Annotated in this window: 9 protein-coding genes; 7 read left to right on the forward strand and 2 right to left on the reverse strand. The window is 52.1% G+C overall.

The features are described from left to right. The 7 genes from KTH89_RS16360 (at nt 1) to KTH89_RS16390 (ending at nt 12,651) form a co-directional block, all read left to right on the forward strand. Nucleotides 1-1,536 carry a response regulator gene (locus tag KTH89_RS16360; protein ID WP_238722409.1) on the forward strand — a complete coding sequence of 512 codons (1,536 nt, stop codon included), beginning with the start codon at nt 1-3 and terminating at the stop codon, nt 1,534-1,536. Beyond that, on the forward strand, nt 1,529-3,181 hold the full coding sequence (locus KTH89_RS16365; protein WP_238722410.1) for a glycoside hydrolase family 13 protein: 1,653 nt from the start codon (nt 1,529-1,531) through the stop codon (nt 3,179-3,181). Before KTH89_RS16360 ends, KTH89_RS16365 begins: the two co-directional genes overlap by 8 nt. A 236-nt stretch (nt 3,182-3,417) precedes the next feature. Further along, the gene (locus KTH89_RS16370) at nt 3,418-5,556 is read left to right on the forward strand and encodes an ATP-binding protein (RefSeq protein ID WP_238722411.1); all 2,139 of its coding nucleotides are present in this window, start codon (nt 3,418-3,420) and stop codon (nt 5,554-5,556) included. Continuing rightward, nucleotides 5,553-6,884 (forward strand): ABC transporter substrate-binding protein, encoded by a 1,332-nt coding sequence (locus KTH89_RS16375; protein WP_238722412.1) that lies wholly within the window; start codon nt 5,553-5,555, stop codon nt 6,882-6,884. The genes KTH89_RS16370 and KTH89_RS16375 overlap by 4 nt, the downstream gene beginning before the upstream one ends. Next, the gene (locus KTH89_RS16380) at nt 6,874-8,349 is read left to right on the forward strand and encodes a GntR family transcriptional regulator (protein WP_238722413.1); all 1,476 of its coding nucleotides are present in this window, start codon (nt 6,874-6,876) and stop codon (nt 8,347-8,349) included. The genes KTH89_RS16375 and KTH89_RS16380 overlap by 11 nt, the downstream gene beginning before the upstream one ends. A gap of 26 nt (nt 8,350-8,375) precedes the next feature. Next, on the forward strand, nt 8,376-9,932 hold the full coding sequence (locus KTH89_RS16385; protein WP_238722414.1) for a sensor domain-containing diguanylate cyclase: 1,557 nt from the start codon (nt 8,376-8,378) through the stop codon (nt 9,930-9,932). A gap of 7 nt (nt 9,933-9,939) precedes the next feature. Further along, nucleotides 9,940-12,651 carry a bifunctional diguanylate cyclase/phosphodiesterase gene (locus tag KTH89_RS16390; protein WP_238722415.1) on the forward strand — a complete coding sequence of 904 codons (2,712 nt, stop codon included), beginning with the start codon at nt 9,940-9,942 and terminating at the stop codon, nt 12,649-12,651. On the opposite strand, the gene KTH89_RS16395 is transcribed toward KTH89_RS16390, so the two are convergent. Continuing rightward, entirely contained in the window at nt 12,648-14,231 is a 1,584-nt protein-coding gene (locus KTH89_RS16395; RefSeq protein ID WP_238722416.1) for a response regulator, read from the reverse strand. The two genes, KTH89_RS16390 and KTH89_RS16395, sit on opposite strands and share 4 nt — an antisense overlap. Continuing rightward, nucleotides 14,210-16,021, reverse strand: a complete 1,812-nt coding sequence (locus KTH89_RS16400) for a sensor histidine kinase (protein WP_238722417.1) — start codon at nt 16,019-16,021, stop codon at nt 14,210-14,212. Before KTH89_RS16400 ends, KTH89_RS16395 begins: the two co-directional genes overlap by 22 nt. Nucleotides 16,022-16,144: the final 123 nt, after the last annotated feature.

Here is a 16,144-nt window from a genome sequence, read left to right on the forward strand (position 1 = left end):
ATGTATCAGATCTTGGTGGTGGAGGATGAGGAGATTATTCGCCAAAGTATCGTGGAAGAGATACATAGGCTGCCATTCGGACTCGTGCTTGCCGGGGAAGCCGGGAACGGAAAAGAGGCCATTCCTATCTTGAAAGACAAGCCGGTGGATATCGTGATAACGGATATGAGAATGCCGGTGTGCGACGGAAGGGAATTATTGAGGCTGATCGAGGAGAAAGGATATGAATGTGAGATTATAGTTCTTAGTGAATATACCAATTTTGAGTATATGCAGCAGGCCATCCACGCCCATGTGGCGGATTATCTGTTGAAGCCGATTGACCCTTCCAAATTAGAAGAGATCTTAAGAAAGACCTGCAGGCGGGTGGATGAAAAAAGACGTCTGGAGATAAATATCAAAGACCCCATCGACAGAATCTTTGTAGGGGCAATCAAGAAAACGCCGGCCGGCCAAATGGGGGAGCTTTTCGAAATGTATCGCCGCCTGTTTCCCCAAAACGGGTTATGGGTTTCCATGATCTGCGTCGGGAAGGACCAGGGGGAGCTATATGACGGCGGGATCCAGAAAAGGCTGAATGATCTGTGTTTTGAGGCTCCCTTTAAGGCCCGTATCCGCCCCTACAATGAAGGCCGGGGCATGTTTGGCTTATTGATCCTGATACCGCTGCCGGTAAAAGCGGGAGTGACCCACGTCTATAACGAATGGTTAAAAGAGTATTTCAGAAAAATAAAAAAAGAATTCGGGGAACAGGTGAGAATCGGAACCGGGCACTTTAGCACAGAGATCGGGACGTTTGCCCAAACGCTCCATCATGCGGTGCGATCGGTGGAATATCTGGTACATGGAAGGGGAGAGATCGTGTGGTATGAAAATATCGAACGGACGGCCCATTCGGATATGGACCTGTCCGCTTGTAAAATAGGCCTGCAGGATATGATCGTATCGAAAAGGGATTTAAGAGACCAGATCCTGGCCGCTTTCTGCCGGCCGGTTCAGGATATGGAATATGCATATATTCCCGCCCTGCAAAATGCGATTCGGGATTTTACCTTCTGTCTGGAACGCTGCTGCCAGGATAACGGGATGGTCATCAACATCAATGAGGCGCTTCAGGGAGACTGCAATGAAATAATTCCTAATCTGGAATGGTTTGGGGAAATGGAGCGCTTTTTAATCCGTCTGTTGGATTTCGCGTGGAATATCGTAAATGCCCAGAGAAGCCTTACGACGAAAGAGATCATTGAGGAAATTATTTCCATGGTCAATGACAAATATATGGAAGAATTGAGCCTGATGAACTTTTCACAAAAATATTTTATTAACTATATATATTTGAGCAGGCAGTTTAAGTCGGCCACGGGATATACTTTTACAGATTTCCTGCAGAAAACGCGTATGGAAAAGGCCAGGACTTTAATCGAAGAGTATCACTTTGATGAGAAAGATGCTGCGTCCATGGTCGGATATCAAAATGTCTATTATTTCAGCACGGCATATCATAAATATTTTAAGGGGGATAAACAGATTGGATAAGGTAGAATGGTGGAAAGATGCGGTTGTATATCAGATTTACCCGAAAAGCTTTCAGGACAGCAACGGGGACGGAATCGGTGATCTGCGGGGGATTATCCGCCGGTTAGATTATATTAAGACATTGGGGGCGGATGTGATCTGGCTGTGCCCGGTTTACGATTCCCCCAACGCTGACAATGGATACGATATCAGGGACTACTACTCGATTCACGCGGATTACGGGACAATGGAGGATTTTGACCTACTGCTTAAGGAGGTTCATCAGCGGGATATGAAATTGATCATGGATCTGGTGGTAAATCATACGTCGGATGAGCATCCATGGTTTCAGGAGAGCAGAAAAGCTAAGGATAACCCATACAGGGATTATTATATCTGGAGGGAAGCCAAAGACGGCCATGAGCCCAACAACTGGAGTTCCTGGTTTGGGGGTTCCGCCTGGGAAATGGACCCTGCCACGGGAATGTATTATCTGCATATCTTCCACAAAAAGCAGCCGGACTTGAATTGGGAGAATCCTTCCGTGCGGGCAGAAATATACAAGATGATGGAGTGGTGGTTAAACAAAGGGGTGGATGGCTTCCGCATGGACGTGATCAATCTAATATCGAAGCCGGAACAGATGCCGGATGGAATAAACGGTGATCTGTCGCCCTATTGCGTAAACGGGCCTAACGTACATCGGTATCTGAGGGAAATGAACCGGCAAGTGAGCGCCCGCTATGACATTATGACAGTAGGCGAATGTCCGGGCCTTACGGTGGAAACCGCAAAAAAATATGCCGGTTATGACCGCGGGGAGCTGCATATGGTATTTCAGTTTGAACATACCGGCCTGACGGATGGTATCTATGGGAAATGGACCACGCAGTCCCCCTGTCTGCCGGACTTAAAGGCGGTATTTGAAAAATGGCAGACACAAATGAGGGGAGAGGCCTGGAACTGCCTGTTCTGGGGAAATCATGACCAGCCCAGGGCGGTATCCAAATTCGGGTGCGATCTCCCGGAATACAGGGATCTTTCCGCCAAGATGTTATGCCTGTGTCTGTATTTTATGCAGGGGACCCCCTATATTTACCAGGGGGAAGAGCTTGGGATGGCAAATGCGGGTTTCTTTGATATCGGGCAGTACAAGGATGTGGAGAGCCTGAATGCGTATCACAGCTTTGTGGACTCCGGGACTTTGGATAAACGTGCCATGCTGGACTGCCTGGCGCATGTAAGCAGGGACAATGCCCGGACTCCGATGCAGTGGGAGAATAACGCGGGCGCCGGATTTACACAGGGAACGCCATGGATCAGTGTTGGCGCCAATTGGAGAGCGGTGAATGCCGAAAGAGAACTTTCCAATCCCGATTCCGTATTTTATTTTTATCAGAAAGTGCTGCGGCTGCGCAAGAACAATCCGGTGATTCTGCACGGGGATTTCAGGCTGCTGTGTCCGGAGGATGAAGCTATATTCGCATATACAAGAACTTACGGAACAAAGGGATACCTGATCTTATGTAATTATTCGGATAAAGAGTTGAGGATTCCGGACCCGGAACTTAACAGCGGGCCGCTTCTGATTGGAAATTACAGCGGACAGGTAAGCCCTCATTTTCTGCGCGCGTACGAAGGCGCGGTATTTACCATAACATTTTGAAAGGGGATTTGAAAGGAGTAAGTCATCTTGCATTCCCAATAAAGTGATGTTATAATTATTCAATATACTGTAGAGGTACCCAGTTTTACATACGATTATAATTTAACGAAAATCAGTTTCTTTTTTTTATTTTACATATATTAGACTGCATAGGTTCCCAGTTTCCGGCTTAAATAAATGGGCGCAAAGCTATCCCACAGCCCAGTACAAAGGAAAACTTAAAAGGAGATAGAAAGATGCACAAGAGGATGGAGAAAATCGTGCGGCGCTGGTGGGCGTGGGCTTTGATTCTGCTTATATCCTTTACAGTCCTGGGCGGCGGTTACTGGCTGTACTATCAAAGTATCGAGCGGGCGGTTTATTCCACGACGCTCTCTTTTATGGAACAGATTGCGGATCACGATCATTTGAACATTGTGAATCAGATCGATAGTAAGAGGGAATATCTCCGATCCTTGCTAAAACGAATCGAGGCGGCCAGGGATAGTCAGATAGAAGATGTTATATATACTCTTGGAGTGGAGGCCAGCACGACTTCCTTTGATATACTTTATCTGATCACATCGGACGGCATGGTTTACAGCAGCTCCTATCTGATGTCCACCATGCAGGATATGCCGTGGGCAGACGAATTTCAACAGACTGGAGGTGATTTTGTGACCAGGTATGATGAAGTCAGCCGGGAACGGTGGGGAGAGTATCTGGTCTATGGCGTTCAACTGGCGGAACCTGTCTCCTGCGGGAGTAAAAAGATAATCGGAGCGGTGGGACTGGTATCCATCGAAGAGATAGGGGATCAAATGAAGCTGGAAAGCTTCGACGGGAAGGGCGCCGCCGTTGTCATGCAGAAGTCCGGCGATATCATCACGGCCAGCCAGCAATATAACACAACAGATAATAATTTTCTGAATCCATTGAAGGATGCGAAATTTAAAAACGGAGGTTCTTTTGAGGCATGCCGCCAGGCGGTGGAACGGGGGGAAAGCCTGTTCGCCGAGTACAGCCTGGACGGCAGCTCGTATTACACGCTGTTCCAATCCCTGGACCATCACGGAGGCAACGACTGGTACCTGGTGGTCCGTGTCTCTACGCAGGTGACGGTGGAACAGGTGAGGACACTGATCAACCGTTCCCTTCCGTTTTTCTTTGTACTGGGGATCTTGATTTTGTCCATTACCTATTTTTTCTACCGCAGTATGAACTCGGTGAAGGTTGCCCGGGCTTCCGAGCAGGCTAAGTCCGCGTTTTTGGCAAATATGAGCCATGAGATCCGCACGCCCCTCAACGGGATCGTGGGGCTGCAATATTTGATGCGCCAGAATCTGGACGACAAAGAGAAGTTAAAATCCTATTTGAAAAAAGCGGAGGTTTCCACTTCCTTTCTTCAAAGTGTAATTACCGATGTGCTGGATATGTCTAAGATCGAGAGCGGACAGCTGGAAATCTACGCAAAAGAGATGGATCTGACCGCAGTCATAGAAGAGGTGAAGATTCTGCTGGAGAACCAGACCGACCAAAAAGGGCTTAAGTTTCACATAGACTACCGGAAGCTGCCGGAACCTTTTGTGCGCGGGGATGCGCTGCGGATCAAGCAGATCCTGACCAATCTGCTAGGCAACGCGGTAAAATTTACACCGGATGGAGGGGAGATCACCCTGAGCGTCAGCCAGGAGATATCCGGGGAAACGGCGGACACTATGTTCCAGGTGGCGGATACCGGCTGCGGTATGAGCCAGGAATTTTTGGAACGGATATGGCTTCCCTTTGAGCAGGAAAGGCGGATCGCCTCCCAAAAGGGGACGGGGCTTGGCACTACCCTGAGCAAGACATTGGTGGAGAAGATGGGCGGCGCCATTTCAGTGGAAAGCAAGCTGGGAGAGGGGACGGTGTTCACCTTTCACATACCCTTCCCCGTGGCGAAGCCTTCCGGTGAAGCGGAATTAACCGGCGAGACGGCGGAAGAAACGGAGTGGTCCCTGAGCGGGAAACGTATTCTGGCGGCGGAAGATAATGAGATCAACCGGATGATCATCGTATCTATTCTGGAAGACCAGGGCTGTGAGCTGACGGAGGCCTGTGACGGCCAACAGGCGCTGACCGCCTTTGAGAACAGTACGCCGGATTATTTCGACCTGATCCTGATGGATATCCAGATGCCGGTGATGAACGGGTATGAGGCCACACGGCGCATACGGTCCCTGAACCGGCCCGATGCGGCGCGGATTCCGATCATTGCCATGACCGCCAACGCGTTCCGCGAGGATATCGAGATGGCGCTGGCTGCAGGGATCGATGATGTGGCCACGAAACCGCTGGATATCAAACTGCTGCTTAATAAGATGAAACATATAAGGAAAAGGGAGGATGTGACATGAGAAGAAACCGTCTGCTGTGCGCTCTGCTTGCCGTTTTCTTATGCTTCACTTTAACCGGCTGCCAGATGCGCGGGGAAGTGAAAACGGAGAAAGTGCCGCTCACCATCAAGACTCCGCCCATCAGCTTGGGCAAAGTGCCTGGCGTGGGCGAGGCAGAAGCTTACGATATGCTCGTGGCTGCGTCGGAACGTTTCCGGGAGCAGTATGATCAGTACGACGTGGAATTTAAGATCAGCCGCTATAACTATCTGGACGAAAAAGAACAGATTGCCGACAAATACGGCACGCCGGAGGCCGCCGATCTGTTCTTTGCCGGTTCCTATAACATACCGATGTATGCGGAGAAAGGCTGGCTGTTACCGTTGGAGGATGTGGTTGACGAGGAACTGCGCGCGGATATCGACGCATCGATCTGGAAGCAGAATACCATTGGGGGACATGTGTATACGATACCGTTTCACCAGCTTCAAAACACGCTGATGGTGAACCGGAGCATGATGCAGGCCGCCGGGCTGCAGGAATATTTACCCGAGGGGGATCAGGTCGCGCATTGGTCCACGGAGGATTTCAACAACATATGCGGGGAGCTTAAGGACTCTATTACCGATGGAAATACATTTGCGTTTATGATGTATGCCGCTAATAATCAGGGTGACAGCCATATCATGACGCTGCTTCGCGCTTACGGCTGCCGGCTGTTTGACGAAAACGGCCGTTTTGCCGTGAATACGCCGGAAGGCATCCGGGCCCTTACGTGGATCAAGGAGCTGGATGCACAGGGGATTACGCCCCTTGGAGCCGAGAACCTGGAGCTGCTGGACTGCGTAAACCTGTTTTATAACGAACAGCTTGCCATCTGTATGGGTAATCTGACGAACCTTTGGGATAGCAGGAACCGCGGGATAGATGTATTTATTGCCAATTTCCCCAGCCTGTCCGGGGAGGGATACTGTACCGCCTCCTCCAACGGATTATGTTTGCTTGACAACGGGGACGAGAATAAGATCCGCGTGGCCAAGGATTTCCTGCGTTTTCTCTATTCAGACGAAGAGATCATGCAGTACACCCTGGGGACGCTGCCGGTGCGGCATTCCATTATCGATGAGCATCAGGATGAGATCTGGATGCTGAAGGCATACGGGGATAATATGTCCAATGCCGTGTACAATGTACAGGACAATCTGAACTGGCAGGGTGTGCGGGATGTGTTTTATATTCAAATACAAGAGTTGCTTAGCGGCAAAAAATCTCCGGAAGAAGCGGCTGCGGCCATTGACGGGAGCTGTAACGAAGCTTTGGAGCTGGGTGGGTACTTATATGAAAAATGACGTAATACAGTATGAGCGGACGTATCATCGGCTGAAAAACAAAATTGAATGCGGTATCCTCCCGGTTGGAACCAGGCTGCCCGGACGTTCCGTTCTGTGCAAGGAATACAATACGTCGGAGCGGACGATCCGACGTGCGCTGGAACTGCTGGCACAGGACGGATACCTGGAAATTACGGCGAGGAAAAGACCCACCGTGATCTCTGCCTTTGCCGCGCCCCAGGGCCGGGCGCTGTTAAACGCCAGGAAGGCGGACGCTACACAGGTGAATGATCTGATTCAGACGGGCAGGCTTTTGTGCTATCCCATCTATCTGCGTGGGATGCGTCTGTGTAGCGGCAGTGACTGGGAGACGCCGGAAGCGCTGTTTGCGCATATGGACCCGGAACAGCCGGATGAATTTTGGCAGCTCTGCAACCGGCTTTGGCGCTTTTTCATTGCCAGAAATGAAAATGAACTTCTTCTGCGGACGGTGGACAGTCTGGGTTTTCAGGAAAAAGAACCTCCGCAGAGTTCGCCGGAAGACCGGATACGGTACTGTTCCCATATTAAGAACCTTTTTCAGACGGTAAAAAGCGGCGGAGAACCCCAGGAAACAGAACTGGAGCAGATATTTGGTCCCTACAAGAGGGCGGCGGGCCAGGGGGAAGACCGCCAATTTTTACAGATGGTTTCGCCCTGCCCTCTGCTGGCCAAGACGGATACACTGGAACGAAGGTTCAGTCTGGTGCAGGAGCGGTATTCCACGGTCTGCCTGGACCTGCTGGGACTGATCGCCATAGGCCGCTATCAGCCCGGTGACCGGCTGCCAACCCATGACCGGCTGCAGGAGATCTATGGAGTCAGCCGCGATACCACTGTGAAAGCGGTACGGATGCTGCAGGACTGGGGCGTAGTGACGACGGCGCCCCGCCGGGGGATCTGCGTGGAGATGGATCTGGAGGGGCTCAAAAAAATACGGATTTCCCCGGAATCTATCGCATGTCATGTAAGGCGCTATCTGGACAGCCTGGAATTATTGTCCCTGACAGTGGAGAGAGTCGCCTCTCACGCGGCGGTCCAAGCCCGTCCCGAAGAGGTGGAGCAGCTTCGGAAGGATATTAACAGACAGTGGGAGCAGCCATATGAGCATCAGCTCATTCCGCGTACCCTGCTTGATTTTATCGCGGAGCATGCCGGGTACCATGCGCTGCAGTCTATCTACCGGATGCTGGCATGGAATCTCAGTATCGGCAGAAGCATACCCAAGCTGATCAGCCCGGATAAGAATCCTCAGAATATTCTTATTTACCGCCAATGTATGAACGCGGCTGATTTGTTAAAAAGCGGCGACGCGGAACGGTTTGCAATGGCAGCGGTAAATGTGTTTGAACAGATCCGCAGGCTGATTATGGAGGAGTGCAGGCGGCTGGGTTATTGGGATGCAGCCATGCTGGTGTATGACGGGAAATCGCTATGGAGATAAAGCCCCGCCGAAAGGAAGGCAGATATATGAAAAGAAAGAAAAAGAATAATAATAAAAATGGAAAATGGGAAATTTCCTTTGCGCCCATCACCCGGTATAGCGTAGTGTTCTGCGCAGCTATATTTGTGATTGTCCTGCTGGGCGGAGGCGTCCTTTCCGTCAGACGGATGAAAACGGACGCCAGGGCGTCCCTGGTTGCAAGCCATGCGCAGATATCCCAGCGGGTCACAGGCACCATTGAATTGCTGGAATCCCTGGCGAGCCTGCCTGAATTCTATGATCCGGATATCCCGCCCATCGATAAGGTAAAAAAGCTGGACCAGATGAGCCCTTATTTTGGATATCTGATGATATGCTATGTGGACTCCCAGATTATCGTGTATTCCGACGGCTCCGAGCCGGCGAGCCTGGCCAGCCGGGACTACATGCAGCGGCTGTTTTCCACCGGGCAGAGGCAGGTGACGGACAGCTTTGCCGCGGGAGCGGATGGAGTTACGTTAAATTATACGGTGGCGGTGCCGCTGTTTGATGCTGAAAATAAGATCACGGGGTGCCTGTTCAGTGCGATCTATTTCGACGAGGTGGTTGATATTCTGAGCCAGTCGGCGCAGGCCAGCAGTTCTGAAGTGACGCTGATCGGTTCCCAGGGTCAGATTATGTCTTCCACGGCCGGACTTCCCTACGGGGATTCCATCATGGATGGGCTGCGAAAGGGCATGCTGTTCGGCACCACAACGGACCGCCTGCAGGAACAGCTATTGGCCGCCGAGCCCGGTTCGTTCTGGAGTTTTCAGGATGGAAGCCTTTACTATACCACCTATCAGCGGGTGGAGAATACAGGCTGGGATATTTTATGCGCGGTTAATTTCTGGACCACGTTCGCAGAGACGCTTCCGGCGCTGATCCTGGTGGCCGGACTGACGGTTCTGATCTGTATCGGCCTGCTGTTGTTTGTGCGGCGGTATATTGCCGGCCAGATGCAGGTCGTGGATATGCTGGTGCATTCCGTGGAGGAACTGGAAAACAGTATTTATCAAAACGAAAGGCCGGAGGATGTGGACTTCCAGGAGGTTCTGCGTCTGACGAGCAACGGATTATCCGACAGCCTGACCGGCGTGGTGACCCGCTCCGTATTCATGAACCAGGCGGACGCCCTGCTTAGGAAGGCGGACCGCAATAAGGTCCAGGCCCTGTGCTTTGCGGATATGGATAATCTGAAATATATCAACGACAGCTGCGGACATGCGGGCGGCGATATCGCGTTAAAAAGCATCGGGTACATACTCCGGGAATACGAGAAAAAATATGACGGCGTGGTGGGACGGTACGGCGGGGACGAATTTGTCATGCTGCTGACCAGTCTGGATGATGAAAAGGAACTGCGCAGTGTTCTGAACGAACTCGTACTTCGGTTCCAGACCAGCGTGCAATCGGGCGGACAGAGCATCCAGGTTCAGTGCAGCATCGGCGTGGCCGTATATCGGCCGGGGACGGAGCTGGAACAGTTGATCGCCGATGCCGACGAAGCCCTTTATTATGTGAAACAGAATGGAAAAGGATATTATCACATCCATAGGAATTGAGGAATGTATGAAAAGATTGATGAAACAGCGGTTCAAATACCTTATGGCAATATTGCTGATTCTCGCCATTACTGCCTCTTCGGGGCTTTTGCTTCGCCAGTCCATCCGGGACACTCGTGAAAAAGAGGCGGAAAATATCCTCTTTTACTACAGAGAAAAGATTTTGCTGCAGATGCAGGGAACTATGAACGAAGCCAACGCTCTGGCCCGGACAGCGTATGTAATGGAGAAAAAACAAATAGATCCTTCCGACTGGTTCCATACCGCGGCGGAGCCTCTGCTTAAGAGAGAAGAGGTACGCCTGGTGTGCCTGTTTAAGGGGGATGTCATGGCAAGCGCCCTGCCCCAGGACAAATTTGGCAATCTGGTGGGGCGGGACCTGCAGGAGTTCTCCTATATATATACCTTGGCCAAGGTAGTCAAAGATCTCGTGGTGGAAGGCCCGGTTCTGTTGGAGAATGGCACCGGACAGGAGGAGGTATTTTTGTTCCTGCAGCCCATTCTTATGGAAGACGCGTATATGGGCCTGGTGGCCGTGGCGCTGGATAAAGACTATGTGTTTGGGCAGATGGGACTGGATGAGTTATATGCGAAGGGGTATGACTACGAACTCTGGCGTGTGGAACCGCAGAACGGGAATAAGGAGGTTATTGCGGGGTCCCGCACAGACACGGATTTTTCACAGGCACAAAAGACCAATTTCTATCTGCCCACCGAATGGACGCTCAGCATCCAGCCGGCGGACGGCTGGCTCAGTTCGGGCCAGCGGCTGGGCCTGAGCCTGTTGTGCGTGCTGCTTGCCGCTTTCCTGCTTCTCATGGCGCGCCTGATATACAGAAATACCGTGCTGAACCGCACCATGCGGAAGACAGACTATGAGGACAAAGATACCGGACTATATAACCGGAAAGGATTTACCGCCGCTCTGGACGGCTGGCTGAGCGATACAGGCACCGATGTGATGCTATTCTATTTTTCCATCGAGGGATATACGCAGGCGATCCGGCTGATCGGACCGGAGGAGGAGGCCGCTTTTCTCAAAAACATCCGGCCCCGGATGGACGATTATATCCACAGCCCCTATATAGCGGGGAGGCTGGATGCCGGCGGTTATGTCGTAGCGGTGCAGGAGAAAATGGAGGAGCAGCAGCGGGAAGACTTTGCGAAAGGACTGTCGCTGGAGCTTTTGATGCAGGTGCGGATCGACGGGGAAAAGAGCTTTTTGATGGCGCGTTACCAATACGCCGTCTGCCGGCCGGGCAGCGGCGGGGCGGAAGAGGAGCTGTCCAAACTGATCTGCGCATACTATCACCGGGTGGATCAGGAATCTCCTATCCGTAAGCTGACAGAGAAGTGCCGGCAGCTCATTGAGGGAAAGAACGATGTGACGTTTGACGAGTATACGGACATGGATATGATGGAGCTGTCCAAGACCTTTAACCAGTACCGCAAACAAGTGGAACAGCTGGCCTATACCGATCCCATGTTCCATGTGGGTAACAGGCCGAAGTTTCTCCGGGATGCCAATATGCTGATTTCCTATGATAAGAAGAGGCGGTTCAGCCTGTATTGCCTGGATATCTGTTCCTTCAGCCAGTATAACGAACTGTTCAGCGCCAACATAGGGGATGAGATTCTGCATGAGGTGCTGCGCCGGCTGTCGCGTCCTTTTGGAGCGTACGTCTATCGTATCAACGGAGACGTGTTCCTGGGCGTGTCACTATCCAATGAAGGCGCGGAGTCCTTTGTCCTGCGGCTGCAAAAATTGTTTGCCGTTCCCATTATGGTGGGGAGTCTGTCCTTCCCTCTGCAGGTGCGCATCGCGGCCTGCCTTTATCCGGAACACGGGGAAACGCCGGGGACTCTTCTGGACCATATCCAGTCGGCCCTGCGCTTTGCCAAGGAGTCGGATCAGTTGATCGCCATCTATAATGAGCGGCTGGAGGAGATCATACGCACGGAAGCCGATATTCTGCGCAGGATGAAAGAAGCCATTGGGAACGGGACGCTGGAGGTCTGGTATCAGCCGATCATGCTGCTGGAAGAAGGTCGGTACCGCGCGGCGGAAGCGCTGGTGCGCCTGCCGGACGGAAAGGGCGGATATTTTTCCGCGGGCCAGGTTATATCACTGGCCGAGCGCAATGGAATCGTGGAAGAACTGGGCGATTACGTGCTGACGAAAGCCTGCGCTTTCATGAAGGAGCAGGGGGATAGATTAGGCGTTCAGCGTATCGGTATCAATCTCTCGGTGCAGCAGCTGTTGTTGGATAACAGCGCCGGGCATCTGCTGGAACTGATCCGTTCTACCGGGGTGGACCTCAACAGGATTACGTTGGAAATCACGGAAAGCATCCTGATCCAGTCCATCGACCGGGCGTCAAAGACGCTGGAGAAGCTGAGACAGGCCGGCGCCCATATCGCGCTGGATGATTTCGGCGTTGGATACAGCAGCCTGAATTACCTGTCCAATCTCCCGGTGGACATTATCAAAATTGACCGTTCCCTGACCCAGCAAATACTGACCCAGCCCAAGCAGTACAAGCTGTTAAAAACCATCGTGGACATGGCGTCCATCAATGGGCTGGTGGTCGTGGCCGAGGGAGTGGAGACAGAGGCGGAGCAAAAGGCCATAGCCGCATCCGGGCTTCAGTATATCCAGGGATATTATTATGCCCGGCCCATGTCGGATGAAAAACTGATGCAATCTCTTCAGGACTAGGAAGGACGGCGTTCCTGCTGCTGAAATTTTCTGGGAGACATCCCCACATGTTTTTTAAAAAAGTGGGAAAAATACGCCGCGTCCTCCATGCCAATCGCCAGGGCCGCACTTTGTACCGTCTCACCGGGCTGGCGCAGCAGATACTTGGCCCGGTCTATTTTCAGGGCGTTCACATCGGCCATCACCGTGCTGCCTGTGGACTCTTTATACAGCCGGCACAGATAGCTGGGGGTCACATGAATCTGTTCCGCGATGTCATTCAGATTAATATCCCGGACATAATTCCGCTGGATATACTCCTTTGCCAGGAAAACAGGATCATCTTTTTCCGCCGAGGCCTGCAGCTGACGGCAGGTCTCCAGGACGACCGGGGCGAGCAGACGCTTATATTCTTCCAGGGACCGGCAGGCGGTAACGGACTGGTAGAACGCAACCTCCTTTTGGTAAATATTATCGGGGGCCAGTTTGTGCTCCGCGTGCAGCCGGCCGCAGCCGGCGTTGATGGTCATGGCCTGGCTTTTTAAGATCTCCGCCGGAATATGGTTTTGTTTCTGCAGGTCGAACAGTTCCTGTAACCGTTTTTCCGTCTCCTGCAGGTCGCCGCTTCCGATGGCTGTGATCAGCCGGTCCATGGCTTCATTGACAGGAGCGAAACCTTCCGGGGAGACACGCTCGTCCTCCGCATAAAAATAGAGATGGCTCTCATCCTCCAGAAAGCGCCGGTTCAGCGCCTCCTGGGCATGCTGGTAGGTCGAAGCCAGCTCCGGCAGGGAAGTGCCGGCAGGGCCAACGCCTATGAATATGGGGCAGCCAAGCATATTATGTAAGACCTGCAGCAGTTTGCGGCAGATGCTTTCCAGGGAATGCGCCGTCAGATCGGCCTCTGACCCGGACGCCAGCACGACGGCCAGCTGCGTACCGCTCAGAGGAACGCACCAGCACTGATAGTCTTTGAAGGCCAGGATCAGAAAATCACATACCGGTTCCAGGGTCTTAAGCCCGTCGGATTCCAGGGAATCCGGGTCCATATCAAACTCCATGCACAGCACGCTGTGGGCGGACAGATGAAGATGCAGCTGCTCCGCGCGGCTGTATAGGGCGTTCTGTTCGGCCCAGAGGCCGTCAAATACATTTTTAAGAAAAGTCTGCTGGAGCGTCTCCAGATTCTCTTTGTGAAGCTCCGCCTTTGATTGAAGCAGGCGGCGCTCTTCCATCTGTTCAATCGCGCGCCGCACCGCATTGGTAACCTCTTTCATACCTCCGCTCTTTGTCACATAGTCGGTAACCCCGTATTTCATACTCTGACGGGCGTATTCAAAGTCCGCGTAAGCGGTGAGCATGATGATCTGGGTTTCCGGCCGGTGCTCGTGCAGCCAGGCGCACAGCGCAAGGCCATCCATTCGGGGCATTTTAATATCCGTGATCACGATATCCGGCAAAACCCGGTCGATGACATCCAGCAGATCCTGCCCGTCGGAGGCCTCACAGACAACCTGGCAGCCTAAGCCGGCCCAGGATACCAGATTCATCAGCCCTTTCCGGACGATGGCTTCATCATCTACAATGGCGATTCTGTACATGGGTTTTTCTCTCCTTTCACCGGGCGGTCTATGGGGATATGCAGGGATACGCGGCATCCGTTGCCGGGCGATGATATTACGTTAATCCCATATCCCAATCCATAAAAATGCCTTATGATTTTATGGGAATTCACAAGTCCAATCCGTTTATGCCCCGGCTGCGCCGGCGCGTCTTCACTCAGCTCCAGATCCACCTGATCCGGCGTAAAGCCCACGCCGTCATCCAACACGTCGATATAGATGGAGGATGCGTCCGCATAGATATTTACCGCCAGATGCCCTTCCCCGTACTTAGGCTCCAGACCGTGCACCACCGCGTTTTCGATGAGCGGCTGCAAGGTGAGCTTCGGAATGTAGCAGTCCAACAGGGAGGGTACGGCACAGTTTACCTGATACTCTATTTTCCCGTCGAAACGGGCGTTCTGAAGGGCCACATAGAACTTCGCGTACTCCAGTTCCTGGGAGAGCGTTACTTTTTCGGTTCCGTTTTTGGAAATGCTGGCCTGCATGAGCTGGCTCAGGGTACAGACCATTTGGCTGATATTTTCATTGCCGTCCATCTGGGCCTGTATGGAGATGGTATTCAGCACATTGAACATAAAGTGAGGATTCATCTGAGCCTGCAGGGACTTTAACTCTGCCTCTGTGACCAGCAGCTGCTTTTGATAAACATCATTGACCAGATGATCGATCTTCGTGGTCATGGAATTGAACACATGACTCAGTTCCTGAAACTCCATGTCTTTGTATTGCGGAAGCTTTGCCTGCAGGTCGCCCTGTTCGATTCGGCCGATGCTCTGGACCAGGTCATTAAAGGGCGTGGTCACTTTGTAGACGATAGCGGCGCAGATAGCCAGAACCAGGACCGCCAGAGCCAGCAGGATAAGCACATATACGGTGGTGCTGCGGGCGGCGGCTAACTGTGTCTGAGCCTGGGGGACCAGCAGGGAAAGCGTAAGGCCAAACTGTGAGATGTGATAATGGCTGGCCAGGTAACGGGTGTCTGAAACGGTCTGCTCCGAGATCGTTCCATCCCCGGAAGCGGCGGGTATCAAAGCCGAATCCTGGTTGGAGAGCAATAATTCCCCATCGTCCGTACTGATCTGCCAGATAGCCCCGTCGTACTCCATAATACTGTCCGGGATTTCACGGAGCACTTCGGCGTTGATGTGATAGAGAAGGGTGCCGAGCACCCGGTCGGTGTCCGGATCTGTAAAATCAAAGGCATACCACAGGATTCCGTCGGTTAGCCCCATCTGGCTGTTTTCGCCTTCAAAGATGTGTTCCTTGTAACGTTCCAGAAAGAAATGGTCAAAATCATTTTCATAGGCGCCCCGGTTTCGGAACATGGCCTTGAAGCAGGTGTCCTGATCCCGGAACAGGTAAAACCGTTCCAGCAGCGAGCCGCTGTCCACCGTGGCGAGGGAATAGGTAGTCACGATCGCCGAATTCTCCAGCTGTTCTTCCAGCCGGATCTTCTGGGCGGCGGCCTCGTAGGTGCCGGGGGTCAGAGGATCCGCCTTCAGATCGGCGGTCAGCTGTTCGTCGGAGACAAGAAGCATGTTTAAGTTATAGAGGGTGCTTAACTGCTTGGAAAAGTTATCGTCCACCTGGCTTAGATACAGCCCGAGATCTTTTTCAAAGTTCTGCTGTAAAATATTACGGACGGTTACGCTCATATAGGCCAGGGAAGCGATCATCAGCAGCAGGACAGGGAACATGGCGGCAATCAGCATTTTGCCGCGGTAAGAAGATAAAAGCGGAAATCCGGTTTTTTCTTTTTTATGCATGACGGTTTCTCCTTCCCGGCTGACTATAATATCTATCGACATTATATCATAAATTAAATTCCGTTACGCAAAGGATTTTCCCTTTTCATGGGAATGTGCTAAGATAGAAAAAAGAGGACGGTG

Origin of the sequence: Diplocloster agilis (assembly GCF_019042275.1) — a bacterium.
Classification (GTDB): domain Bacteria; phylum Bacillota; class Clostridia; order Lachnospirales; family Lachnospiraceae; genus Diplocloster; species Diplocloster agilis.